Source organism: Psychrobacter sp. JCM 18902 (genome assembly GCF_904846615.1).
In the GTDB taxonomy this organism is placed as follows: domain Bacteria; phylum Pseudomonadota; class Gammaproteobacteria; order Pseudomonadales; family Moraxellaceae; genus Psychrobacter.
Map to the genome: position 1 here is coordinate 48,880 of NZ_CAJHBK010000001.1, position 25,966 is coordinate 74,845.

General features: G+C 44.3%; 15 protein-coding genes. 8 read left to right on the forward strand and 7 right to left on the reverse strand.

All coding sequences use genetic code 11. The features are described 5' to 3' along the window. Positions 1–105: 105 nt before the first annotated feature. The 5 genes from JMY05_RS00210 to dapC all read right to left on the reverse strand — a co-directional run bounded on the left by JMY05_RS00210 (position 106) and on the right by dapC (position 6,786). On the reverse strand, positions 106–621 hold the full coding sequence (locus JMY05_RS00210; protein ID WP_045447693.1) for an ABZJ_00895 family protein: 516 nt from the start codon (positions 619–621) through the stop codon (positions 106–108). Positions 622–664: 43 nt separating this feature from the next. After that, complete coding sequence (gene dacB, locus JMY05_RS00215; RefSeq protein WP_227678057.1) at positions 665–2,671, reverse strand: D-alanyl-D-alanine carboxypeptidase/D-alanyl-D-alanine-endopeptidase; 2,007 nt, start codon at positions 2,669–2,671, stop codon at positions 665–667. 119 nt (positions 2,672–2,790) lie between these two features. Further along, positions 2,791–3,396, reverse strand: coding sequence for a 3'-5' exonuclease (locus tag JMY05_RS00220; protein WP_045447696.1), 606 nt, complete (start codon positions 3,394–3,396; stop codon positions 2,791–2,793). Between the two features lie 34 nt (positions 3,397–3,430). Further along, positions 3,431–5,371 (reverse strand): DUF294 nucleotidyltransferase-like domain-containing protein, encoded by a 1,941-nt coding sequence (locus JMY05_RS00225; protein ID WP_045447698.1) that lies wholly within the window; start codon positions 5,369–5,371, stop codon positions 3,431–3,433. A 158-nt stretch (positions 5,372–5,529) separates the two neighbouring features. Beyond that, on the reverse strand, positions 5,530–6,786 hold the full coding sequence (dapC, locus tag JMY05_RS00230) for a succinyldiaminopimelate transaminase (RefSeq protein WP_060490472.1): 1,257 nt from the start codon (positions 6,784–6,786) through the stop codon (positions 5,530–5,532). Positions 6,787–7,043: 257 nt separating this feature from the next. On the opposite strand from dapC, the gene JMY05_RS00235 reads away from it, so the two are divergent. After that, positions 7,044–7,715 (forward strand): DUF1097 domain-containing protein, encoded by a 672-nt coding sequence (locus JMY05_RS00235; RefSeq protein WP_045447700.1) that lies wholly within the window; start codon positions 7,044–7,046, stop codon positions 7,713–7,715. 106 nt (positions 7,716–7,821) lie between these two features. Here JMY05_RS00235 and glnD read toward each other — a convergent pair whose 3' ends face one another. Together glnD and map are read right to left on the reverse strand one after the other, a co-directional pair. Continuing rightward, complete coding sequence (gene glnD, locus JMY05_RS00240) at positions 7,822–10,584, reverse strand: [protein-PII] uridylyltransferase (RefSeq protein ID WP_201613875.1); 2,763 nt, start codon at positions 10,582–10,584, stop codon at positions 7,822–7,824. 216 nt (positions 10,585–10,800) lie between these two features. Continuing rightward, a complete protein-coding gene (gene map, locus JMY05_RS00245; RefSeq protein WP_372815769.1) occupies positions 10,801–11,592 on the reverse strand; it encodes a type I methionyl aminopeptidase in 792 nt (263 codons plus the stop codon). 297 nt (positions 11,593–11,889) lie between these two features. On the opposite strand from map, the gene JMY05_RS00250 reads away from it, so the two are divergent. The 7 genes from JMY05_RS00250 (at position 11,890) to JMY05_RS00280 (ending at position 25,826) form a co-directional block, all read left to right on the forward strand. Next, the gene (locus tag JMY05_RS00250; RefSeq protein WP_201613876.1) at positions 11,890–12,966 is read left to right on the forward strand and encodes an esterase/lipase family protein; all 1,077 of its coding nucleotides are present in this window, start codon (positions 11,890–11,892) and stop codon (positions 12,964–12,966) included. A 74-nt stretch (positions 12,967–13,040) separates the two neighbouring features. Next, on the forward strand, positions 13,041–14,153 hold the full coding sequence (locus tag JMY05_RS00255; RefSeq protein WP_201613877.1) for a lipase secretion chaperone: 1,113 nt from the start codon (positions 13,041–13,043) through the stop codon (positions 14,151–14,153). A gap of 312 nt (positions 14,154–14,465) precedes the next feature. Next, entirely contained in the window at positions 14,466–14,954 is a 489-nt protein-coding gene (locus tag JMY05_RS00260; RefSeq protein WP_055125201.1) for an META domain-containing protein, read from the forward strand. Between the two features lie 286 nt (positions 14,955–15,240). Beyond that, a complete protein-coding gene (locus tag JMY05_RS00265; protein WP_201613878.1) occupies positions 15,241–16,245 on the forward strand; it encodes a PD40 domain-containing protein in 1,005 nt (334 codons plus the stop codon). A 182-nt stretch (positions 16,246–16,427) separates the two neighbouring features. Then, a complete protein-coding gene (locus tag JMY05_RS00270; RefSeq protein WP_045447704.1) occupies positions 16,428–17,093 on the forward strand; it encodes a hypothetical protein in 666 nt (221 codons plus the stop codon). Positions 17,094–17,343: 250 nt separating this feature from the next. Further along, entirely contained in the window at positions 17,344–19,356 is a 2,013-nt protein-coding gene (locus JMY05_RS00275) for a flotillin family protein (protein ID WP_045447706.1), read from the forward strand. A gap of 287 nt (positions 19,357–19,643) precedes the next feature. Next, entirely contained in the window at positions 19,644–25,826 is a 6,183-nt protein-coding gene (locus tag JMY05_RS00280; RefSeq protein WP_201613879.1) for a DNA repair ATPase, read from the forward strand. Positions 25,827–25,966: the final 140 nt, after the last annotated feature.

Sequence of the window (25,966 nt, forward strand, 5' to 3'; positions counted from 1 at the left end):
AATCATCCAAAAGGTTACTCATTAAAGTTAGCCTAACGGATTTTATGTATTAATAGGGAGAAAAATTTGTAGCACCTTGTAGAGGTTTGGCTGAGACTTCCTCGCTCACATAGTTTTGCGTTTAGGGTCAAGCAGGCGATTGATCGCCCAAAGACTGATGCGAGCACTGACCAGTGTCAGCACCAATATCATCACCAGCGATGAGACCAATGGCAGTGGTTGCTGGACGGCCATCTCTAGTAGGACTTCGCGATTTACCGCATCAAACAACCAAAACCATATGGCTAAGAAGTAGATGACAGTCAGTAGCCAGACCACCGCGACGCCGCCAAACATTAAGCGATTGATTTCACCGCTATTCAATGCGCGCTGCTGATGTTTGACAAATTTACGAACCGCGATATAAGCCCCGATAATGATAGACAATACCGTTACCAGTTGCGAATTCACAGCAAGCTTGGTTTGAATCATCATAAATATTGCGCTGGCAAGCGTATAGCCAATCGCGAAATATCCTACATATTGTGCCAGTTTAGGCTGCGCTGACTCATGGTTTTTCGGCAGCGGCTCGCCACCTGAATGAGTCTTGGATTTATTGAGGTTGGTTGTCTTGCGTGACATAAGTAAACCTTTATAAAGGTGGAAAATAGGATGTGAAAAACACTTAATGCTGCGCCGTCCAATCAAGCATTGCATCTAGCACAGGTCTGGCTGTATAAGCGTTATGTGCTTGCTCACTATTGATGAGTCCAACCACGACATAATCCTGTCCCGACAATCCTTTGACATAGCCTGCCATCGAGGTGACGTTGTTTAAGGTACCTGTTTTTATCCACGCACGACCAATGGCTGCTGATTCTGGTAGGCGTTCACTATGAGCGGTAATGGTGCCACTGACGCCAGCGATACCTAACGAGTTGACGTAAGCGTTAAAACTTGGATGGCTATAAGCATAAGTTAATAGCTCGCTTAGGTTGGCAGCTGTGATGGTACAGTCGCGGCAGAGTCCTGAACCATTGGTCAAATGGGGCGGCGGTGTGCTTAGATTGGTCTGCCACCATTGATTAATAGTATGCAATGCGACAGGATAGCTCGTCGCAGTCGGCGTGCCAAATTGATACAAGCTATGTGAACCATTAATAGCTTTATCGAGTGTTTTATTATCAACTTTGTCATAAACACCAATCGATAACGCCACTTGCTCAGTCATCACATTGTTTGAAAAGTGATTGATATCGTAAATCTGCTGCGTCAAATTCAATGATGGGTAGCTGACAATAGGCAGCGGTGATACAGGAAGTGCTGCCAGACCATGCGTTGATTTGGTGCTTTTCGTTGTAATATAAGGTGCTTCTTGAGTGATGACACTACCACTCAGCGTATTGCCTAGCTCTTGCCATTTTGCGGCAATAACGCGTGCTGCAAAATCTTTGGCATCAGGATAAGCCACATAAAAAGCATGCTCTTGGCAGCTATTTGGCAACTGAGTATTTAACACCAATTGTTTTGTTTGCCACTCAGGTGCGAGACTATAACGCGCTTGCCCACAGGCCGCCGAACGCGTATTTATGATGCTGGGCAAATCATAATTTGCTAATTTTGGTGTATAAGTCAGATTTGCTTGGTCATCGTTTAACGGATAGCTTTTGATACCGATGGTACTAAAATTCACCAAAAAACCATCGGGACTGGCGTTATAAGGACGCAGTGGCGAGTTATCAAAGGCAGCAGGGTCTTTACTGACATTTTTAAAGACGCCACTGTCAATGATAATATCACCGTCAATATGATGGATACCGGACGACTGTATTTTGTAAAGGAGCTGTTTTAAACGCTCGTGGGTCATTTTTGGATCGCCGCTGCCTTGAATAATCAAATCGCCATGCAGACGGTCACCGATAACAAGGCCTGTATGATAGACACGGGTATGCCAGACAAAATCAGCGCCTAGGGTGTCTAAAGCAATAAAGCTGGGAACGAGTTTCATGGTGCTGGCAGGCGTGCGAGCGATATCGGCTTGATGGTTCAGCAACGGCGAAAATGAAATTTTTATGGAGGGGTTATCAGTACTGATGTCATCAGTTTTATCATTATTAGCATTGGTGTTAATGATAGCTGTTTTTGCTTTATCACCCAATATCGTTGGGATGCTTTCTAAGCTTTGATAAGTATAAGGATCATCGGTGTAAGCATGCAGTTTTTTCTCATGCTTTTCAATGGTACGCTGCTCAATAGTAATCAGCGTACTCTGTTGGCGCACATGGTTATTATTGGTTTTGTCATTATTATTTTGCGTGGCTTTTTGAGAGTTACTTTTTATATCAGCATTTATATTGGCAGTCGGTTTTGTCTGAAGAGCGGGTTTAGATGAGCGGTGTGTGCTGCTATCAATAACCTGAATGGGGGCGGGCAGGTGACTGGCATTTTTATCACCGACTGGTGTGACGATAATACTAATATCAGCTTCTGTTAAATCGGCTAGTGATAATGCTGCTTCGATGGCTTTTGGTAGTGCTGCTTGTGCATGGATGGGCAATAGTGTCGCCGTTGCTAATAACGCCATGATAGGTACGTATTTAGCAGGCGGCTGCGACGGTCGCTGATAACGACAGAAAGGGAATAACTTGGCAGTAAAAGCAGAGGAATGACGGAGTTTAGAGGTGGGTCGCATGAGCATCTTTCATCAGGTGGCAAAAACAGCCTATGGTAACATGAGTTGCCGTTTTCGCGTAGATGGCAGGCGTAGATGAAAACCTGTTTTTATCTGAATTTGCAAAATGCGAACGCACGTTAGCGCACATGTAAAAATGCCATGGCGGTCATGATTGCGTCGTTATAAGCATCGTGAGCGCCTAGATCGGGTATATTATAGTGCGCTAAAATATTGGTCAGATGCTGCGCTTGGCTAGATAGCCCTTGGGTTTGACCACTCATGCGCCGACTATATAAATGGCGCAAATCGATGACTTCGTTGGGTAATGCTGTGCCCATATAGCGTTTGACCAGGGGGTTTAAAAACGCTGTGTCTAAACTCGTACAAAACCCCACAATTGGGCGATTACCTATAAATGGCAACAGCAGCGCCAGCATCTCATCGTAGCTCATACCATGCTCAACGTCGGCAGTACGTAGACCGTGAATCACAATGGTGTCACGGTCTGGCATCACAGGTGGTCTGCATACGATATGCATGCCATTGCCAGTGTCGATTGTATTGTCATTGATATGAATCGCGGCGACAGACAATAAATGGTGATTTTTTGGATTGAGTCCCGTCATTTCGCAGTCAATCGCTACCCATTGCTTAGCCACAGGTTTGGTAAACATCGATGCCAATTCTGGGCGCTGTAGCTGCGTTTTTTGCCAAGCGCAGGATAACTGTGTTAGCCAACTCATAGTTGTCGCTCATCCATTTATGCGATTGTTTTACTTATGCGAGTTCTAGTTGATAATGCTGACGTAGCTGATTTTTAAAGCTTTTAACAACGGCCAAACACTCTTTTAATAAGTCGCGCTCAAGCGCGGTCAAGGTCATTGGGTTTACTTGCCGCGCATGTTTATCATCGGTTGATAGAGCGACTGATAGGCGCTGTGCCATAAAAAACTCCAAGGCTTCTAGTAAAGTATCTGCGCGCTCTTGGGTCAAGGCGCGCGCTTGTACCAAAGCTTTAAGACGATTTTTACTACTGGGCAGCTCTAAGATATCGTTTTCTAACGCCAAGGTACGAATGCCATGAACCAGTGGAAAAATACCGGCTTTCTTTAGATCAATGTCTTCTGACCCGGATTTACCACCGAGCAAAGGCACGAATTTTTGCCACCACTGATTGACATCACCGAACTGTAGCGCGGCGCGCGCGAACTGGCGTACAAACATAGGGTCTGACTGCCTGTGGGCAACCTTTAAATGTTGACGCACCTGAGTCAATAATGACTCATCTCCGCAGACATATTCGCCATCGAGTATGGCAGACAAATAAATACCATGCATGGGATCCGTATTTCTAAACCATAAACCAATCTGGGCATTAAACTGTTTTAGCGGCTGTCGCCACATAGGGTTGGTCATCATGATATTACCATCGCACAGTGGATAACCGAGGTCTGCTAAATGCTGATTAAAAGTATCCGCAAATTGTGCCAGATCAGGGTGAGTATAGCCGTCACGTAAGATGAGCGCATTGTCTTGGTCAGTACGCATGATTTGCTCACCGCGCCCCTCGGAGCCCATCACGATCAGGCAGGTATTTGTCATGACCTCATCAGGCACGATAAGTTGCCAGAGCTTGGTAAATACCTGTGCATTCAAGGTCTGTACCATGCGGCTGATATTACCGATTTTGACACCGTTTTGATGTTGTGCGCGAATGTAACGACCGATAAGCTCGACGGCAGTATCTAAGCTCGATAAGTCTTTTGCTTGCTCGATTTGGATACTAATGAGCTGTGAATGATGACCAATATGCGCAAGCATATCGCTTTGTCCCAATATACCGACGACATCCCCATTTTGATCCATCACTGGTAGCCGATGGATGCGATAGCGGGTCATGGTCAATAATGCATCGCCAATCTCATCACTGGCTTTGATGGTACGCAAGTTGAAATTAGCATAGCGCTGGCAGCGGGTAGTGGTTGGATCTTGCTGGTCACTCACGGCGCGGCAAATGTCGGTATCGGTCAAAATACCCAATAGATGACCAGTACCATATTGCACATCTCCCTCGTGTTTTAGGTGGTCTAAGGGTTGCACCAGTACATGTTTTAGCCCCGCTTTCGTCATGATAGACGCGGCTTCGTACAAGCTGTTATTGGCGTTGACGATATGGACTGGCAATAGATTGACATCAATGACGGGCTGCAACATGATTTGCTGCACTTCTTGTTGATCATTGTAGCTGGCAGAGACTATGGATTTATTATTGCGGCGCTGCTGTAATGCTTTTAGCCGTTCGGGCAATTTGTCTGATAGCATTTGGCGCACTAGGTGATTTTGGGCGCTGATTTTATCGACTGTGCTACCAGCGACTTGGAGCAGCAAGGTATCCTCAGCGGCTCGAAACTGATAGGTCTGCAGTGCTTCAGTATTAAGGCTATTTTCAGTCAATGATTCAGGCAGACGACGGCTGTCGAACCAGTCGTTATTATTGAGATGGTCGGAGTGATTACTACCCAAGTAAGAGGCAACAAACTCACCATCAAGCAATTGCTCAATCTGCCCTTTAATGACCACATACAGATATTGCAACTCTTCGGCAGTTAGATTCTCATTTTTGGCAAGGTAGCGGATTTGGGTATTTTTTCTGATGCTTTGACGTTCAGCCAGACTCAATACGTCAAAGGGCGGCTGGGTAAAATCAAGATGGGTCATGGCATCATCCTTGATGGCATATTTGGTAAAAGATAATCGATGATAAAAGACACTTTACTATAGCATTATTAAAGCAAAAAACCTCTAATAACCACAGTAATATTGTGGCTATTAGAGGTTGCTGTTTTTTTTGAAAATTTTACGTATAAAGCGACTGCTTATGCGCCTAGTAATTTTCGAATACGGTTTATCGCTTCGCGGCTTTCATCAACACTCGCAACGAGCGCAATGCGCACATAGCCTTGCCCAGGGTTTTTGCCATCAATATCACGTGACAGATAGCGCCCTGCTAGTGCGTGAATATTGGCCTGCTCGTACAGTGCTTTGACAAACCGCTCATCATCCCCATCGAATGGCTCAGGGACTTTTATCCAAAAGTAGAATCCAGCCTCAGGCATTCGTAACTCTAGTAGCTCACCAAGCTCAGACATCCACAAGGCAAACTTTTCTTGATACAGAGCGCGATTGTGTGCCACATGCTTTTCATCTTGCCATGCAGCGATCGAGGCGAGCTGATGTGGTATCGGCATCGCACAGCCTTGATAAGTACGATATTGCAGATAAGCTTGCAAAATATTGGCATCACCTGCCACAAACCCTGAGCGCAAACCAGGCAGATTTGAACGCTTAGATAAAGAGTGAAAGACAATACAGTTTTTGAAATCATGACGACCGAGGGCAGCGCAGGCTTGCAATAGTCCAATCGGTGCCGTATCAAAATACAGCTCGCTATAGCACTCGTCACTGGCAATAATAAAATCGTACTGATCTGACAGACGAATGAGATATTCCCAATCCTCCATCGTCATGACCGAGCCCGTCGGATTGTTCGGACTACAAACAAACAGCAACTGCGTGCGCGCCCAAACATCTTTTGGTACGGCGCGATAGTTACCTTTAAAGTCATCGTCCAGTGTGCAAGGCACAAAATAAGGCTTGGCTTGCGCCAGTATCGCTGCACCCTCATATATTTGGTAAAAAGGGTTGGGCATGACTATTGTAGGAGCAGCCATAGGAGAAACGGCAGATAACGGGTCAGAGACAGATAGAGGACTACTCTCTGTATCGCTTACTTTATGATCCACGACTGCTTGTACCAGACTAAAAATAGCCTCGCGTGTGCCCATTACTGGCAATACTTGCGTATTGGCATCGACATGGTTCAAAAAGAAGCGTTTTTCTAGCCAATGCGCGATGGTTTGGCGCAGCTCAAACATGCCATTAGTCGTTGGATAACGACTTATTTTGTCCAAATTTTCACGTAGTACGTCCAGCACCAACGCTGGTGGCTCATGTTTTGGTTCACCAATACCGAGCTTGATTTCACTGTAGTCATGGGCTGGCACACTGTTAGCAAGCAATGTCGCCATCTTTGCAAAAGGATAAGGATGCAGGTACGTTAAGTTGTGATTCATAAGTAGGGTAACTATAATAGACAATTAATAATAAAGTTATAAAGAAAAATTACATTTAAGCAGTGTAGCACTTCTCTTATTTTTTGTCTTTTACTTCTCATGCTCAAGCTGCTTAGCTATTTAACCATAAATTATAATAACTAATGAAGCCGTCACAGATTTAAAAATCCTAAAAAAAGCTTATCAATTGATAACTTATAACAATACAAAAAACTGCTGTCAGCCCTAATGATAGATTATGGCGAGGATAATTTGATATGCCTAGTATCTCAAAAACTAATGATCTTAACGCGACAGACATTCAAGATGAAAATTTTGATGATGCGCAACAGCGAGCCAAATTGTACGAGCTATTAAAACAGCGGGAGCAAAGCTGGTGGCAAGCTCGCCAGCAATTAATTAGCCATAAAGAACGAAAAATGTTTTGGTACGGTGAAAACAGCTTGATGATGTGGTTACTGTGGCAACTGGTCAGTTACGTGATCGTTGCGATGGTGCTGATGTTGCTTAGCAATCAGCTCGGTATTTTACTACCCTTATGGCAATATATTGCCTTGTTTGTCGTACAGACAGTAATTTTTGTGGCCATGCTCGCGTCCAAAAGTCGAATGGCAGACAGCTTGCAACGTAAAATTGATAAAGATGAGTTGATGCGCGAAGAGGCACTGAATGAGATGATTATCTTAGCAGAGGACAGCCTTTATCCCGATGTGCATGCCAAATCGCCTATTTCTCTAAGACAAATCTATGAGTGTTTTGGCAGAGATTTTCATTTAGCAAGTTTGCATTGTTTGCTGCAAAAAGAGGTCAACGCTGGGCGTTTAATACTCACGCAAAAACAGATAGAAGCAGAGATTCTGCCACCAGATCTTGCGGATGATGAGCTCAATGAGCATGCTAGCGAAATGATATATAAAAGCACCTTATAAAAGGTGCTTTTGATATTAACGGGTTAAAAAATACAAAGCATGCCATCAATGAATGGATGATACACACTGAATATTTATCTTAGACTTATCTTGTAAGCCCATTTGTTCAATCACATTTGCTGTAAGCAGCAGGCTGCTCTCTTTGCATACTGAGACTGGCCATCAAGGCGGATCGTAGCGCTTCAAGTCTAGCAGCAGATAGCGGTTCATCATTTTGATCGCTGATATAAAACATATCTTCTGCACGTTCACCCAAAGTGGTGATACGCGCCGCATGCACCTCAATTTTCTCCTGCAAAAACACCTGTCCTACTCTTGCCAATAGTCCCGGCTGATCAAGGGTTTCTAAGCTCATAATATGCTGATCAGAAGCCTCATTAAACTCAAAATTAATCACCGTGGTCACTTCAAAATGTCTAAGCTGACGCGGTATACGCTTATTGGTAAGCTTCAGTACTGTCGGGTCTTTAAAGGCATTGATTAGGCGCTGTTTGAGCTCTTGTTGACTGTCCTCATCGACCAATAATGTGCCACTGGGATCAAGCAGTACATAGGAGTCCAAAGCAAAATCGCGGGTAGCAGTAATGATACGGGCGTCTAAAACATCCAAGTTCATTTGATCAAATACAGCCATGGTGACTGCAAACAGGTTCGTCTGATCTTGGGTATAAACAAAGACCTGTACCGCATCAAGGGCCAACTCGCGATGCTCACGTAATACCACCAATGGCGGGCTATCTGCATTAGAAGCAAGACCAATCGGCGGATGGTTCAAAATGGCTTCGGTATGCCATAAGATGTCTTCAGGAATTTCTCTCAAGAAATATTCATCACCCAAATCATCCCATAGCCTCAAGACCTCATCGCGGTTCATGTGTTGATTGTTGACATTATCGAGCATCGCTAAGGCTTGGGTACGAGTGGCACTGATCATATCTTGGCGGTTAGTAGGTGCATCGATATCAGCGCGCAAGATGCGCCGAGTTTGTGAGTATAACTGTTTCATTAATGTGGCACGCCAGCTGTTCCACAACTGTGGATTGGTCGCATTCATATCCGCAACAGTGAGCACATATAAATGATTGAGGTGGGTGACATTACCGACTAAATTGGCAAAAATAGTGACCACTTCTGGATCTGAGATGTCTTTTTTCTGAGCAGTCATTGACATCAATAAATGATAGCGAGTGAGCCAACCGACCAAGTTGGCATCTGCCAGACTCATACCATGTGCCAAACAAAATTCAGTCGACTCGGTTTGACCAAGCTCACTATGGTTGCCACCGCGACCTTTGGCAATATCATGAAACATGGCGGCCAGTACCAAGATTTCCTTGCGCTCGATACGTTGAAAGATAGAGCTGACCAGTGGGAAATCTTCATAAAATCGTGGGTCGGTGAAGCGATGCAAAATCCGAATCAAAAATAAGGTATGCGCATCAACCGTATAACGGTGAAATAAATCATATTGCATCAGACCGGTCACCTGGGCGAACGCAGGAATGTAGCTGCCTAAGACGCCGTAGCGATTCATGGCACGCAGGCGATGAAACAGATAATTCTGCTCTTTTAAATTGGCTAAAAAGAGCGCTTGGTGAGCGGGGTTATCACGGTAGACTTGATCGATGCCACGCGCGGCGATTTTTAGCGCACGCAACGTATGAGTACGCACGTTTTTGATACCGTACTGACCCATCAGTAAAAACATCTCTAGGATAGAGTCAGGATGCTGGGCAAAAACCCGATGATGCGCCATGGCGATTTGGTCACCAACTTGGTTAAAGCGCGCGTTGATTGGCTGCTTTTTCGGACGCTCATCATCAGGTAACTGCGGCTCTATAATCGTTTCATAGTAGTGATTGGTCAGCATCTCAGACAGCGTCGATATCTGCATGGCACAGCGATAATAGTCGCGCATAAAACGCTCGACCGCGGCATTTGGCTGATCGTCTGGCTGCGTCTCATAACCCATCAACTGGGCAATTTCACGCTGATAATCAAACAGCAGCTTGTTTTCGTTGCGACCAGTCAATACATGCAGATAATGACGTATTTGCCATAAATAACCTTCTGCAAAGTTCAGCTCATCGAACTCTTTTTCAGTCAAAAAGTTTTGTTGTACTAAGTCATACAGCTTACCCACTCGAAAATAGCGTTTGGTTACCCAGCCGATGATATGAATGTCGCGTAGACCACCAGGGGCGGTTTTTATATTGGGTTCAAGGTTGTACTCGGTGGCATTGTGCTGTAAGTATCGTGCTTTAGCTTCTGCGATTTTTACTTCAAAAAACTCACGTGGCGACCACTGTTTATTGACAATTTGAACCGGCACATCCTGTAGAGCCTCATTACCAATTAATAGCCGAGCTTCTAGCTGTGCACTGGCAATGGTGTGATCGAGCGACGCTTCTAAAGCATCATTGACACTACGTACCGAGAGAGCAGGCTCTAATCCTATGTCCCACAATAGCGCCACCAACCGATCTATTTTCCCACTGGCATCAGCGCCAATCTCATCAGGGGAGAGCAATAAAATGTCGATGTCTGAATAAAGCGACAGCTCGCCGCGACCATAACCACCTGTGGCAAATAAAGCCAAATCTGTTTTATCCAGCTCAAACCAGTTAAACAAGGCAATCAGTAATTCGTCGATCGCCCCAGAGCGTGCCGCGACCAATTGACGAATATTGACACCGCGTTCAAGTGCACGGTTAATATCGTGATTAATTTGAGTCAACCAGTGAGGAATATCCAGTAGTGACTTTTCAGTGACAGGGGTGTCCGCTAGCAGTGACGCGTTTGTCGCTATATCTTTTGATAATAGAGGTAAAGGTGTCAGATCGATAGAAGCGACATCACAAGTAAACATGAGTGTTATCCCGTTAAGAGTTTAAAAATAAAACGTTTCAGCTGAAAAGCGTAGAATCACCAGTGTGCTGGTAGCTGATAAAAGCCACAAATATAAGTTACCAATATAATTTATTAAGTCATCAGAGTATAAAGATAAAAAGCGGGTGAGCACAATACTCAATATGACCTAATTATTGGCCAAAAAAAAGACCGCCTAGGCGATCTTTTTTTGATATTACTGGGTCAAAAAACTTAAATCTTCTTCAGGGCGAGTGGTAAACACCTCACAGCCATTATCGGTCACGACCATCGTATGCTCCCACTGTGCTGACAGCTTACGGTCTTTAGTAATCGCCGTCCATTCGTCAGGCAAAATCTTGGTTTGCCATGTACCTTGGTTAATCATCGGTTCGATGGTAAAGGTCATGCCTGTTTTTAGCTCAAAGCCCGTGCCTTTTTTGCCATAGTGCATGACTTGTGGCTCATGGTGAAACTCATTACTAATGCCGTGACCACAGAACTCGCGGACGATACTGAAACGTTCAGGCTCGACCACTGCTTGGATAGCAGCACCGACATCACCAAGACGCGCACCGTTTTTGACGACACTCATACCAGCATAAAGGGCGTCTTGTGCCACTTTGCAGATACGCTGTGCCATGATAGAGCCGTTACCAACGATCCACATTTTTGAGGTATCGCCATAGTAGCCATCTTTTATCACGGTCACATCGATATTGATGATGTCACCATCTTTGAGTAGCTTGTTTTCGGCTGGAATACCATGACAAACCACATGGTTAATCGAGGTGCAAATTGATTTTGGGAAGCCATTGTAGTTAAGCGGTGCAGGAATAGCCTGTTGCACATTAACGATATAGTCATGGGCGATTTGGTTAAGTGCCTCGGTACTGATGCCCACTCGAACGTGCTCATCGAGCATGACAAGGACATCACTGGCAAGTTTACCGGCCACGCGCATTTTTTCTATGGCTTCTGGGGACTGGATAAGAGATTTTTTAGTCATCATTATATTACTTATAGTTATGGAATTAATGGCTTAAATTATAACATAAATGAAGACGCCGCTGTTTTACGTTAAGTGATAGTGAACCTATCATTATTATTGATAATAATTGCTTTACAGCGAAGTAGGGACAGTTGTGACCCTCTAGTCACGATAATATATTCATATTTTGACAATTTAGTTGAATGTTACAGAAGATATAAGTAATGTAATTTTGCATGCTAAAGGAATTAGCAGCAATCTTTGCCGATATTATGAGGTAAAGATAATCAAATTAATGATAACAAGGAAGTTATTATGACGCTAAAATCTTCTCTAGCTTCGGCTTTCACGCCCAGCGCATTTCTCCCCTCACTTGGTGTTATCGGTGCCGGTGTACTTTTAATGGCTTTACAAACCACCTCAGCTCAAGCTGCTGGTCAATACTATAATTGTGCCAATTCAACCGGATGCAAGCTGGTCAGCAACAAATACTGGACGTCAAATCATACTGATACAAAATACCCAATTGTTATGGCACATGGTCTTGGCGGCTTCACTAACTTGTTTGGAATTATCGACTACTTCAATGGCATTCCTCAAGAGTTGATGAAAGGCGGCTCAGAGGTATACACCACCAAAACGTCAGCCGTCAATAACAGTGAGATTCGCGGAGAGCAGCTGCTGCAACAAGTCAAAACCATCACTGCCATTTCAGGTGAGGCTAAAGTCAATTTATTTGGACACAGTCAAGGCGGTATAGATATCCGCTATGTTGCTGGCGTCGCGCCAAAATATATCGCATCAGTTACGGCAGTCTCAAGCCCAGAACAAGGGTCAAAAACGGCAGATTTTGTCAAAAACACCCTTGAGCCAAACAACACCACAGGTAATCCATCCAATGTCACAACACAGCTAGTCTCAGGCGTGTTCAATTTGATTGGTGGCTTTACAGACGTTGGTTCAGGTATCAGTTTTAAAGAGATACAAGAGCAAGATGGCTGGCAAGCGCTCGTGGCTCTATCAACCGATGGTGCGGCTAAGTTCAATGCCAAATTTCCTGCGGCAATGCCAAAGAACTATTGTGGTCAGCCGACCAGTACTGCTGTCAATGGCATTAAATACTATTCGTTCAGCGGGGTTGGGCAAATAACAAGCGCACTTGATCCTAGTGATTATTTATTAGCAGCAACGAGCGTGCCGTTTGCAGGCGATTCTAATGATGGGTTGGTGTCTGCTTGCTCAAGTCGTCTTGGTTATGTGATTCGGGATAATTATAGAATGAACCATTTGGATTCAGCCGACCAAGTATTGGGTCTGACGGCATGGGGCGATTCTGAGCCAAAATCTATCTATCGTACTCAGGTCAATCGTCTTAAAAACGCTAACCTTTAATAATGTCAGCTTTTAAGAACATACGCTTTTAAAAACATAAGCCTTTACGCTGACTTATAAAAGAACCCTCATTTATGTCGAATAATCGCCGCCCAGCCTATCTACCAATAGTTATAATCGCCGTGGTTAGCATAGCCATAACGGCGGCGGTGATTATGTGGTTCAAACCTGATAATACACGTATGGCTACAGCGCAACCAGTATCTAGTGCCCTCACTAATGAGGCTGATGCTACTCTATCAACTGCGCTGGATAATGGCCAAGTAGTGCAAACAACTGCCGCCCAAAACCAGTCTCTATTTGTCACTGGGTTGGAGCGTTTGCCGCGCTCATTACAAGGCACGCAAATCGACGGCGAAATCATCATTGATGAAAATAAGCAGTTGGTCGTCACTGAAGGTCTACGGCGTTTATTCGATTATTTTTTGTCGGCGCTGGGTGAAGAAGATGAAGCGGTTATTTATGCCCGTGTTGAAAGCTATATTCGTCACCACACGCCAGAGCCTGCCGCTAGTCAAGCGGTCGCTATATTTGACCAATATATTACCTATCTTAAAGCCATTTCTGAAATAGAACGACGTTACGGTAATCTGCAATTACAAGCGGCAAAAAGCGGTGAGCTGGATCTAAATGTCGTCGCTCAGCAAAAGCAAGATGTAGCCAAGTTGCGTCAGCAGTATTTTACTAAAGAAACCATTACCGCCTTCTTTGGTACAGAAGAGGAGTATGGTAATTATAGTATGGAGATGGTCAGAATTAACCAAAACCAGCAGCTAACGGATGTGCAAAAAGAGGCAGCGCGGCAGAACTACATAAGCCGTATGCCGGATAATGCGCTCAAAGCCGGTATCACCCAGCAAGCCAATCTGAACGAGCTGATGAATCGCACAAAACAGATGCAAGCAAAAGGGGCAACGGCTCAGGAACTGTATAACATGCGTCGTGATCTGGTAGGTGCTCCAGCCGCCGCACGCCTTGCGCAAGTCGATGCAGAAGATGCTAACTTTGCTCAACGTTTCGACCAATATCAAGTCCAAAAACAGCGCTTATTAAGTCAAAGTGCAGATAAAACGCAAGCACAAACCCAAATCAATCAAATCGAACAGCAGTTATTTAGTGAGGCTGAACGCAAACGTTTGGTAGGCTATGCTGCTTTGCAACAACAGAACAGCGCCAATCTAGAGTAATGCCTAGCATAAATGAGTAAAACGGTAATTTTAATGAGAAATTATCGGTTTTTAGAGTATATTCGAGAAGTTATAGAAAAAGTGTTAGCAGTTAATGTAACGTCTAACAATAGAGGTTAGCAAAAAGACTATAGAGCGCAACAAATAACAGGGTAATCATACACTCAATCTATAATGACAGTTAAGCTCCAGTTGTGCATAATGACCGCATTATTGAGAGTAATGAATAAAACAGTAAATTAATCATAATAAAAACGAATGTTTAGGATAAGAGCTATTTTTTATTCTAAAAAAACCACTAGAGGAGTTTATATGAAAAACATGACTAAAATGATGATGGCAGCAACGCTTGCAGTAGGTACATTGGCTGCTGGTTGCCAAACCACCCCTAGCGTAACAGCGCCAGTGACTCAACCAATTACTTCTAATACGCTACAAGCATATGATTGGCAGCTGGTTGACGCCAAACGCAGCAATGGTGATAAGGTTAGCCAATTGTTCTTTGATCCAGCGAAGCCATTGACGCTAAAGTTCTTCAAAGACAGCGGTAGTGACCGTGTGACCTTTATGAACACCTGTAATAACATGGGCGCTGACTACAAGGTTGTGAATGGCAATGTCGTATTAGGCAACGTTTTATCTACTATGATGGCATGCCCTGAGCCACAAGCAAGTTTTGATACTGCGACTTTAGCGACCGTACAAGGTAAATATAGCATCAGTAAAAATGCCAATAACACGCCTATCTTGACCATTACCAATAGCAATCAAGTTGCCCATTTCAAAGCCGTTTCTAAATAATTCAGTCATTACAAATGGTTTTTAAATAGTATTTGCTAAAAGCAATATTCGATAAAAGTAACGTTGAATAAAAGCAGTGTTCTATAAAAGCCAGATGTAGTTTTAAAAATGCCTCACTATCTAGTGGGGTATTTTTTTGTCCAAAATTTGGCATGGTTTACGCTACACTGTCATTTGCTATTAAGTAAAGTCTTTAGGCTAGGATATTTTAATGCACTCAATCTTTTAGCCTTGATTGTCAAGATTCTCAGTACGCAATAATCAATACTTTATTGGACGTTATTTTATGTCAAAAATGCTTGTATCAAAATCATTCGTCAATATACGAATGATAACTAATATCACCGCACTAACGACTTTTATTTTGTTGACGGGTTGTCAGACCTTGCCTAGTACGATGTCTAAAACGATGCAAGCACCTGCTAATAATATGAGTGCGAGCAATCCACTAACGGCGCGAATGTCAGCGATAGATCGGCAAGGGCGCATTGCCTATGTCGAGGAGCAAGGAGTCGGAGCTGAAAAGATGTCGACGCTTTATAGCATTCGTCCTGATGGTAGTGATCGTCAGTTAATCGATCAGCTTAATGGTTATATTTATGCGCCAGCGTGGTCAGCTGATGGGCAACTGCTGGCATATAGTAAACAAGCGCCGCGCCAGCATCCTAAGATTTATATCTATGATCGCAAAAGCAACATCCGCAACCTTGTGGTAAATGCTGAAGGCAGCAATATGTCAGCGTCGTTCTCACCTGATGGGCAAAAACTTCTCTATAGCTCAACTGTCGGCGGCAATGCTGATATCTATGAGATGCGTCTGAGCGATGGTAAGACCACACAGCTCACTACGTTACCGAGCACGGAAGTACAGCCAAGCTACGCCAGTGATGGGCAAAGTTTTGTCTATACCAGTGATAAAGTCCGCGCTGGACGTCCACGTATCTATCGCTATAACTTCGAGACTGCTAGTGCCACGCCGGTGCTAACAAGTGGCTATGTCGCCAGTCCGCAACTGAGCTTGGACGGTCAGCGCATGGCATATCTCAATGGTCGTAAGGCTGCGGTGATGACGCTGGCTACAGGGCAAGTTATCAATCTAGCAGAGACTGGATTGGATGAACCAGCACGTCTGTCACCATCTGCACAGTATGCTGTCTATCCGACAAAGCTTTCACAAGTGGGCGGTCAAAATGGCGGCAGCTTGGTCATTCACTCATTATCTGGTAATACAAGTTATGCGATCGGCAGTAAGGTGGGCGGAGTTGTGCGCTCGCCGATATGGGGACGCTAAAGGCAAAACCTATGTATTATGTAGTGGAATGTATATATAATCCTTGATAAAGCAACATAAGTTGATTTAAAAAATGTAAACTTGGCAGCATTAATTCGAGTGAGCATCATCCACATAATACCAATTTGCATAACCAAGTCATTGAGCTAATAGATTGGGTGAGCAAAAGGAGAATACGCGCAATGCAAGAAGCTTTTTTAGTCTTTATCACTAAAATCAGTTTATATCCCACGATTATTTTTACGGGGCTTGTGATGTTCGTCACCTTATATTGGGTTGTGTCTTTACTCGGCATGACAGATATGGATAGCGTAGACCTTGGTGAGTCAGGCGGTGATGCTGAGGTCTCCACCTTATCATCGACTGGTTTTTTCACCGGTCTCATGCTCAAATTTGGTCTTTACGGTGTTCCTTTAATCATCATACTAAGCTTAATTAGCTTGATCGGTTGGTTGCTTAGCTATTTATATACCAGCTTTTTACACCAATATTTTGATTCTGGCGTTCTGTATTATTTATTCGGTACAGGGGCACTCATTTTCGTATTGGTAGTTTCCATGTGGTTGACAGGTATTATTATTTCGCCGATTCGCAAAAATATCGCCAAAATTCCCAAACGTAATTCGTCTAATAATGTGGGTAAGATCGCTGTTGTGCGTACGCTTAGTGTCACAGATAAGCATGGCGAAGCAGAGCTAAATGATGGCGGTGCAGGATTGATATTAAAGATTCGTTCAGACACCAATGATGGTTTGCTAAAACAAGGTGATAGAGTGATGTTGATAGAGTATTTAGACGAAGCCAATACCTATCGAGTTGCTGTCGTCGAAGATAAAAAAATATTGTAAAAGTATGAATAGAGCTAATTGTTTTAGAAGTAATTGATTGTCAGAAATAGCAAGTTTTTAGAAATAGCACGAATCGTTTTAAATTTGGTTATAGTCGGTTCAATGTAGTTCAGATATCAGAATGGTGCGTGACAGTGCTATAAAGCGCACATGCTATAAACAGTGCTATAAATAGTAGAGTTAGCTGGCTTGATAGCGTATTTGATTTATATTGAATGGATTATGGAATGTTTTAATTAAAGGAATGGATATGGACACACTCATTATCGTCGGCGTGGTTGTAGTGCTGGCGTTTGTTTTTATGATGGTCGCACTATTAATGCTCAAAGCCTTTTACTTTAAGGTCGAGCAGGGCAAAGCACTCATTATTAACGGTGTGAGTAAAATTGCCGTACGTTTTGATGGTGGTTTTGTTTGGCCAGTCATCAACAAAAAAGAATTGATGCGCATATCGCTCATCACGTTAGAAGTGGACAGACGCGGTAAAGAAGGTTTGATTTGCGCAGACAACATGCGTGCTGATATCACCGTGGCATTTTATTTACGCGTCAATGAAACCGAAGAAGATGTGCTAAAAGTCGCCAAATCGGTTGGGGTTGAGCGTGCATCAGATAAAGTCGCTGTCAACGAGCTGTTTAATGCTAAGTTCTCAGAAGCCTTAAAAACAGTTGGTAAACAGATTGATTTCGTCAAACTGTTTGAAAATCGCAGCGAGTTTCGTGACAGCATCGTTCAAGAAATTGGTAACGATCTGAATGGTTATGTCTTAGAAGATGTGGCGATTGATTACTTAGAGCAAACGCCAAAAATATCGTTAGACTCAAGTAATATCTTAGATGCTGAAGGTATCAAAAAGATTACTCAATTAACGGCCTTTCAAAACGTCATCACCAACGAGCTTGAGCGTGATGAAGAGCTGGCTGTTAAGAAAAAGAATGTCGAAACCAGAGAGGCGATGTTAGAGCTTGAGCGTCAGCAAGCCGATGCCGAAGCCAAACAGCAACGTGAAATCTCGTCAGTGATTGCACGCGAAACAGCTGAAACTCGCAAGATTGAAGAAGAAGAGCGTAAAAAGTCTGAAACGGCTGTTATCTCGGTTGAGCAGGATTTGGCCATTCAGCGTGAGAATCAGCAACGTGAAATCGAAGTAGCAGGGCAAAATCGTCTGCGTGCGGTCGTCATTGAAGAAGAGAAAGTGACGCGTGCCCGTGATTTAGAAATCGTCTCTCGTGAGCGTGAAGTTGACTTGCAACGTATCGAAGCTGAACGTGCGATTGAGCTTGAGAAAAAAGAAATAGCCAACGTCATTCGTGAACGTATCGCAGTGGACAAAACCGTTGCGCAAGAAGAAGAGCGTATCAAAGAAGTCCGCGAAATTAGCGAAGCTGAGCGTTCTAAGCAAACACGTGTGCTAGCAGCAGAAGCCGATGCGGAAGAAATCAAAGTACGTCAGGTGAAAAAAGCCGAAGCAGAAGAGCTGTCTGCCAAGCATAAAGCCGTCGAAATCACTACGCTTGCTGCTGCGAATCTTGAAGCATCTGCCAAAGATTCAGAAGCCAAAATTAAAATGGCCGAAGGTATCAAGGCAGAAGAGTCAGCACATGGCTTCGCTGAAGCGGCTATCCAAGAAGTTAAAGCGGCTTCTTTGGAAAAAGAAGGCATTGCGAAAGCCAATGTTATCAAAGCGACTGGACAAGCTGAAGCACAATCAGATCGTGAAAAAGGCATGGCAGATGCTGAGGTTATCGCGGCTCGTGGCGAATCTACCGCTAGAGCTGAGCGTGAAAAAGGCATGGCAGATGCTCAAGTCATCGCGGCTCGCGGTGAGTCAAATGCCAAAGCAGAACGTGAAGTTGGATTGGCAAAAGCCGAAGTTACTCGTGCACATTTCCAAGCCGAAGCAGATGGTCTGGTTGAGAAATTCAATGCCATGGGTAGCATGAGCAAAGAGGCACGTGAGCACGAAGAGTTCCGTATGAGTCTTGAGACAGCCTTGCAAGAAGCATTGGCATCAATTGATGCTGGTAAAGAAATTGCGAAAGAAAATGCTGAAGTATTGGCAGTTGCGTTACAGAAAGCCAAAATCGATATTGTTGGCGGCGAAGCGCATTTCTTTGACAACTTTGCCAAGTCACTGTCTATCGGTAAAGCCATTGATGGCCTAGCGGGTAAGTCAGACACATTGAGCGGTATCATCAATGGTGTGATGGCCAGTCAAGCCATGAAATCAAACCAGAAAAATGATGATAAAACGACTTATTAATAAGGTCTAAATGACTAGCCTTAATAGGTAAGTATTAGTGAGCAAGTTTTTATCTAACAGTATGAATGAGTAATATTTTCTAAAATAAAGAATCTGTCGTGTAGGCGGCAGATTTTTTTGGCTAACTTAAGGTGATTCAGAACGACGAATTATAATGAGTTGGTTAATCTAAAAAAATAGCAGTGACCACTCGTTTTTTTAGATTAGCCAAGTGCTTCTTTACTTTTAATGATTCTTTATTGCCCAAAACTCTCTTATTATGTAAAAACAGAAACGGACGAGCAACGATGGCGGACACGCAAAACTCAACAAATTCAGACAGCAATGATAATGCTAATCAAGCCAACCAAACCGATCAGGCAGTTGCTTCAGGCAATGCTTATGAGCTCATCAAAAAACGTCTGACAGAACAAGGCGGCCGTTTAGAGCAGCAGACACAGACGCTAAATAATGCGCGTCTCGAAGAGTTCGGCAGCACCCAAATGCAAGTCATCGCCCGTACTCGTATTCGTACCGAGTACAACTGTGTGGCGCAAGACATGGTACAGGTTGGTGATTATTTGCTATTTGGCTATAACGTTTTTATGGGGCTTAAACGTGCGAGCAATATTAAGGATGTATTGTCGCTATACCGTCTGAATGAGCCAGTTGGTAATGAAGAAGAGTATCAGCTTGAAGAGGTTGATTTAAAAGGGACTTTTTTGGCTCAAGACGCCTTTGTCCAAGACTTCAATGAGCTGTATCGCTATTACAAACAAACGCGCCTGATTCAAATAACGGTGAAAGACAGCAAATTGCTGTTGGCGTTTCAGATTGGCGAGCGTATCACCGATATTCGAGTGTTCCGTTTTGCGCTAGATTTTAGCCAAGGTACGCCAGAGTCGGCGCAAGTCGCTTATGTGGACAACCGAGGCGAGCGTGATATTGAGCTGCCGCCTGCTTATGATTTTGACTGGATTGATACCACCCGTGATCAAATGGTGAATGGCAAATATCCGCATATGAATATCTTAGACACGATATTTGTGGAAACAGTCGGTGGTGATTTGACCATCAAGATTGAGGACAATACGCAGTCCGGTCAGGGTATTTATAGCGAACCGGTCAATGACCGTACCCAGTCGCTGACGGATGCTGAGATTGCGTATGCCAAAGTGGGCAGTCTAATACTGCTTAAGATATTGCCTTATCGTGAAGAGGATTACCGTTATTTCGTTTATAACACCTTGACCGAAGCGGTGCTGCGTTTGGATGCGATTGGACAGTCGTGTGTTCAGCTACCAGAAGACCACGGCATCATGTTTCCGGGTGGTTACTATCTACAGACGGGTGAGTATAAGCTATTCGAGGCCAATAACGTTGGCGCTACTGACTTACGGTTTAAGCGTAAAATTGTATCGCCGAATGGTGAAGATGTTTTATTCTTATTTTACGACAGAGACTTGGGCGTCACGGGGCTGTTTCCTTATAACTTGATTAAAAAGCAATTGGCAAACCCTATCTATTGCAACGGTATGGCCTTGGCTGAGAATGGCCGTTTGGTGCTGTTTAGTGACCAAAGTGAGCCATCTCGTATTCATCCAATGCAGATATGGCACACGCCTTATGCCTCACACGAGTATGTGAGTGAGTTGCCAGAGAGCACGAGTTTTTATGGCAAAATCGGTAATAAAGAATTGGTGCGCGGTATTTCAGATCTGTATAGCATTACTCGCCTGATTGATAATCAAAGCGTCTCTCAAAAGCTCTATGAAGAGCTTACCAATAATACCAGCCGACTCTTTGATAGCTATTATTGGTTGTCTGAGCCTGAACTGAGCGAAGTCGCCAGTAGTATTAAAGAAGTGACAGCCACGGCTGAGCTGGTGATTGATGAGTTCGCCAAAGTACAAAGTATCCAAAAGCAAACCCAAACTGCGCTAGCCGATACGGATACGCAGCAAAGTGAGATTTTGCGGCAGATACGCGTTACTAGCTTTGAGTCGGCCAGTGATTATGTCGATCAGCTGTCAGCATTAAGACGTCAAAAAGGCCGTTTGGTTAGCTTGGAGGATTTGCGCTATTTAGATGCCGATAAGCTACAAGCATTGCAGACGCAGTTAGAAGAAGCTGAGAGCGAGCTGACTGAAAAGACTGTGCTGTTCTTAAGTGGGGAAGAAGCGCTTTCAAGTTACCAAGGTATATTGGTCGATGTCAGTGAGCGTTTAAATACGGCTGAAACCAATGCTGAACTAAAACCCGTTCTAGAAAAAATCGATGAAACAGCGCAAGGGTTAGATTTATTGACCGAGTTGCTAGGCACGCTAGATGTGGCCGATGCTACGGTACGTACGCAAATCATCGATGACATATCGACCATTTATGCCAGCCTGAATCAAAGCAAAGCCAAGCTCAATCATAAACGCAAAAATCTAGGCTCGGCTGAGGCTGTGGCGCAATTTGGTGCGCAGTTTAAGCTGTTTGGGCAGTCGATTGCCAATGCGTTATCCATTGCCAATACTCCTGAGAAATCAGATGAGCAAATGGCAAAGTTGCTAGTACAGTTAGAAGAATTAGAAAGCCAGTTCGCTGATCCAGAGACCAACAGTGGCGATCAGTTTTTGGCCGATATCATCAGTAAGCGTGAAGAGATTTACGAGACCTTTGAAAATCACAAGCAGCAATTGCTCGATGCTCGTAACCGTAAAGCGCAAAACTTAGGTGATGGCGCGCTGCGAATGCTCGAAAGTATCAAGAAGCGGACACAAAGCACTGGCGTCACAGGCTTTACCGAGGAAGAAGCGCTCAATACGTATTTTGCGGCTGATGGTCTGGTACAAAAAGTCCGTAACATCGCAAAAGAGCTACAAGCGATGGACTTTAGCGTCAAAGCCGATGACATCGACGCGCGCCTAAAAGCCATTCAAATCGAGAGTTATAAGAGTCTAAAAGACAAGTCGGATTTGTTTGAAGATGGCGGTCAGATTATTAAACTGGGCAAGCACCGCTTTTCAGTTAATACTCAGCCACTTGATTTGACTTTATTGAGTCGTCAGCAGTCAGATGGCAATCGTGTTTTAAATCTACATCTAACGGGCACAGATTATTATGAAGTGCTTAATAATGCTGAGCTGAACGCCTTACGCCCGTATTGGGATATGAATATTGCCTCCGAGTCTGACAAGGTATATCGCGCCGAGTACTTAGCCTATAGCATTATCGAAAGTGCTAAGAGCAGTCAAGACGGACTAACCGAAGAACGTTTATATCAATCATACGATGCGACGGTTATTACCCTCGATATTAATGGTGATATTGATAATGACAGCCCATTGTCCAAACTGGTCAAAGCTTACGCCACTCCTCGCTATCAGCTCGGCTATGACAAAGGCATTCATGACCATGATGCTACGTTGTTACTGATGCAAATACTACCAACGCTGCGCGAAGCAGGGCTGCTGATTTATACCCCGCAAGTACGTGCGTTGGCGCAGTTATTTTACTGGCAGCTCAATATCGTACAAGCGCTGGGCTTAGACAGCTTACGCCAGTTTGGTTATGACGCTTGGTTAAATGAATCCGTGCTGACGCGCGCGAGCAACTGGACGGATAGAGCTGCGACCGCCGAGCAACTGCGCCGTGCATTGGGCAGTGATACGGCTAAGTCTTTACTAGTCGAAGATATGAGCCAAGTGATGCTTGACTTTGTCGCCGCTCATAATGATGGCAATATTGGTGGTGATACCGGTGCTAGCATCGATAAAGGTAGTAGCGTTGATAATGGCGCTAATATCTTCAAACCAAGCTATGTCCAGCTTGCTTGCGAGTATTTAGTGAGCGTGATGGGGCAGTCGGCTGAAACTAGTGCAGGCGCAAACAGCACAGTAAACTGGCAAACCAGCCAGCAAGCGCAGCAGTTATGTGAGCAGCTAAGCCAAACGCTAAATAGCGCCTCAGGTAGCATACAAGCAACGGCCAGTTTTGATCAACTACAGTCTTCTATTAGCAAGCTTGGATTCCAACTCAAATCAGCCTATGAGCTATTGGCAACCTGGTTCCATGCATTACTTGAGAAAACTTATGGTGGGAATGAATCGGCTAACGTAGCGACTGATGGTACCAATGAAGCAGGTGAAGCACTCAGCGAAGCTCAGCTTTCTGAGATTGAAGAACAAAACACGCTACGCAAACAGCAGTTAGAAAGTGGCCGTCATTATGTGCCGGAGGCGATAGCCGTTTTACTCACTCAATTGAACGATGCTCAACGTGAAGCTTTGGTGCAACGATTGATTGATTCAGGTGCTAGCTTCAATAAAGGGGCTTTTAATAAAGGGCTAAGTGCTAAAGGATTGGGCAATCAAGGTTTAAACAGTACAGGCGCAAGTGCCACGCCATCTGCCTTATCATTTTCCTCAATTACCTCGTCGGCTACGTCACCGCCTTCATTGACCAGTATCAATAACCCGCTCAATCAAGTGCAAAGCTTTGAGCGTAGCACGGGTAAAGTATCGCTTGAAATACAAGTGAATCATCTACTAGGTGAGCATCCGCGTATTCATCAGCAGACCTTAACCTTTGCCGTTGATGACTTCTTAAATCGTCTGCATCATCATGATACCCAAGTCATCCCTGCCTATAGACGTTATTTGGCCATGCGCTCAGAGATTTTGCATGATTCAAAAGAGACGTTGCGACTGGACGAGTTCATGCCACGTCCATTGTCTTCATTTGTGCGTAATCGTCTGATTAATGAGAGCTACCTGCCACTCATCGGTGACAATCTTGCCAAACAGATGGGTACGGTCGGCGAGGATAAGCGTACCGATTTGATGGGTATTCTCATGATGATATCGCCACCAGGGTATGGTAAGACCACCTTGATGGAGTATGTGGCAAACCGTCTGGGCCTTATCTTTATGAAGATTAACTGTCCGTCACTCGGTCATGATGTGACGTCTTTAGATCCCGAAAAAGCGCCCAATGCCACCGCACGAGAAGAGCTGAATAAAATCAACTTAGCCTTTGAGATGGGCAATAACGTCATGCTCTATCTTGATGATATTCAGCATACGCATGCGGAATTTTTGCAGAAGTTTATCTCATTGGGTGATGGTACACGTCGTATCGATGGCGTCTGGCAAGGTAAAACCAAAACTTATGACATGCGCGGCAAAAAGTTCTGCGTGGTCATGGCGGGTAACCCGTATACCGAGAGCGGCGAAGCTTTTAAAGTGCCAGACATGCTCGCCAACCGTGCCGATATCTACAACTTAGGCGATATCATGAGCGGTATGGAAGAAGTGTTTGCGCTCAGTTATATCGAAAACTCGCTCACTTCTAACACCGTTCTCGCGCCACTCGCCAACCGTGATTTGGCAGATGTGCATCGTCTCATCAAAATGGCGAAAGCGGACAATGCGAATCTTGCCCAAGCCCAAAGCGGTGATTTGACGTATCCGTATAGCACTTCAGAGATTAATGAAATTGTCGCGATCTTGCGTCATATGTTTAGGGTTCAAGAGGTTATTCTAGACGTTAACCAAGCGTATATTGCTTCTGCCTCGCAAGATGACAAGTACCGCGTTGAGCCGATATTTAAGCTGCAAGGCAGTTATCGTAATATGAATAAAATGACCGAAAAGCTGTCGGCGGTCATGAATGAAAGCGAGCTGAACCAGCTGATAGATGATCACTATCTGGGCGAGTCACAGCTACTGACCCAAGGCGCAGAGAGTAATCTGCTCAAGCTTGGTGAGATGCGCGGCGTCTTGACCGAAGAAGAAATGCAGCGTTGGGTGCAAATCAAAGCAGACTTCTTGCGTAACAAAGCCATGGGCGGTGAAGATGGCGATACGGGCGCGCGTATCGTTGCCCAGTTGGTCGACTTGGCCAGTGGTTTCAATGCCATCAGTAGCCAGTTTGAGACATACTTAACCAAAAATGACCCAGAGCAAATCGCTCGCTTACGAGAAGCAGGTCAACAAGCACAACTCGATGCCCAGCTAAACGCTCAATTAGAGTCACAAAAAATACTCGCCGATAGCGTGATCAATAATGCCAAAGTCGTTAGCGATAGTATCGACAATGGCTTTGAGAAAAGTCTGAATCAGCTGATGCAAATATATAAGAATGATCACAATGCTGAAAAGGCAGAAGGCGAGTATCTTAAGCAAAACCAAGACGTACAAAAAGCACTGATGGTGCAGCTGGTCAATGCCGTTGAAGAGCTAGCACAGAAAATGGCGAATAGCTTGTCTAGTAGTCTGACTGAGAGCCTGATTAAAAATGAAGAGCATCAAACCGTAGATAGCGATGCGCCTGACATCACTCAGCAGACCGCACTGATGGCAAACGCATTAAAAGAGGCGCTTGCACCGCTGACGATGCGGATGGATGAGAAGCTGGCGATTGATACCAGCACAGATCAATCTGGTAAGTTAATCGTCAATAGTCTCAATCGCCTAAATAAAATATTTGACGACTATGATTAGTAGCTATGATTAACAACTAATTATTAACGCTTATGAGCAATGCTGATGACTTGCACTTATGAACATCACTTATGAATAGCACTATAAATAGGGCTTATGATTAAGAGACAATGGTAATATAGTCGGCAACAGCTACTTTG

Coding starts and splice junctions, on each gene's coding strand:
- JMY05_RS00210 (WP_045447693.1), bottom strand. CDS start 621: ATGTCACGCAAGACAACCAACCTCAATAAATCCAAGACTCATTCAGGT.
- dacB (WP_227678057.1), bottom strand. CDS start 2,671: ATGCGACCCACCTCTAAACTCCGTCATTCCTCTGCTTTTACTGCCAAG.
- JMY05_RS00220 (WP_045447696.1), bottom strand. CDS start 3,396: ATGAGTTGGCTAACACAGTTATCCTGCGCTTGGCAAAAAACGCAGCTA.
- JMY05_RS00225 (WP_045447698.1), bottom strand. CDS start 5,371: ATGACCCATCTTGATTTTACCCAGCCGCCCTTTGACGTATTGAGTCTG.
- dapC (WP_060490472.1), bottom strand. CDS start 6,786: ATGAATCACAACTTAACGTACCTGCATCCTTATCCTTTTGCAAAGATG.
- JMY05_RS00235 (WP_045447700.1), top strand. CDS start 7,044: ATGCCTAGTATCTCAAAAACTAATGATCTTAACGCGACAGACATTCAA.
- glnD (WP_201613875.1), bottom strand. CDS start 10,584: ATGTTTACTTGTGATGTCGCTTCTATCGATCTGACACCTTTACCTCTA.
- map (WP_372815769.1), bottom strand. CDS start 11,592: ATGACTAAAAAATCTCTTATCCAGTCCCCAGAAGCCATAGAAAAAATG.
- JMY05_RS00250 (WP_201613876.1), top strand. CDS start 11,890: ATGACGCTAAAATCTTCTCTAGCTTCGGCTTTCACGCCCAGCGCATTT.
- JMY05_RS00255 (WP_201613877.1), top strand. CDS start 13,041: ATGTCGAATAATCGCCGCCCAGCCTATCTACCAATAGTTATAATCGCC.
- JMY05_RS00260 (WP_055125201.1), top strand. CDS start 14,466: ATGAAAAACATGACTAAAATGATGATGGCAGCAACGCTTGCAGTAGGT.
- JMY05_RS00265 (WP_201613878.1), top strand. CDS start 15,241: ATGTCAAAAATGCTTGTATCAAAATCATTCGTCAATATACGAATGATA.
- JMY05_RS00270 (WP_045447704.1), top strand. CDS start 16,428: ATGCAAGAAGCTTTTTTAGTCTTTATCACTAAAATCAGTTTATATCCC.
- JMY05_RS00275 (WP_045447706.1), top strand. CDS start 17,344: ATGGACACACTCATTATCGTCGGCGTGGTTGTAGTGCTGGCGTTTGTT.
- JMY05_RS00280 (WP_201613879.1), top strand. CDS start 19,644: ATGGCGGACACGCAAAACTCAACAAATTCAGACAGCAATGATAATGCT.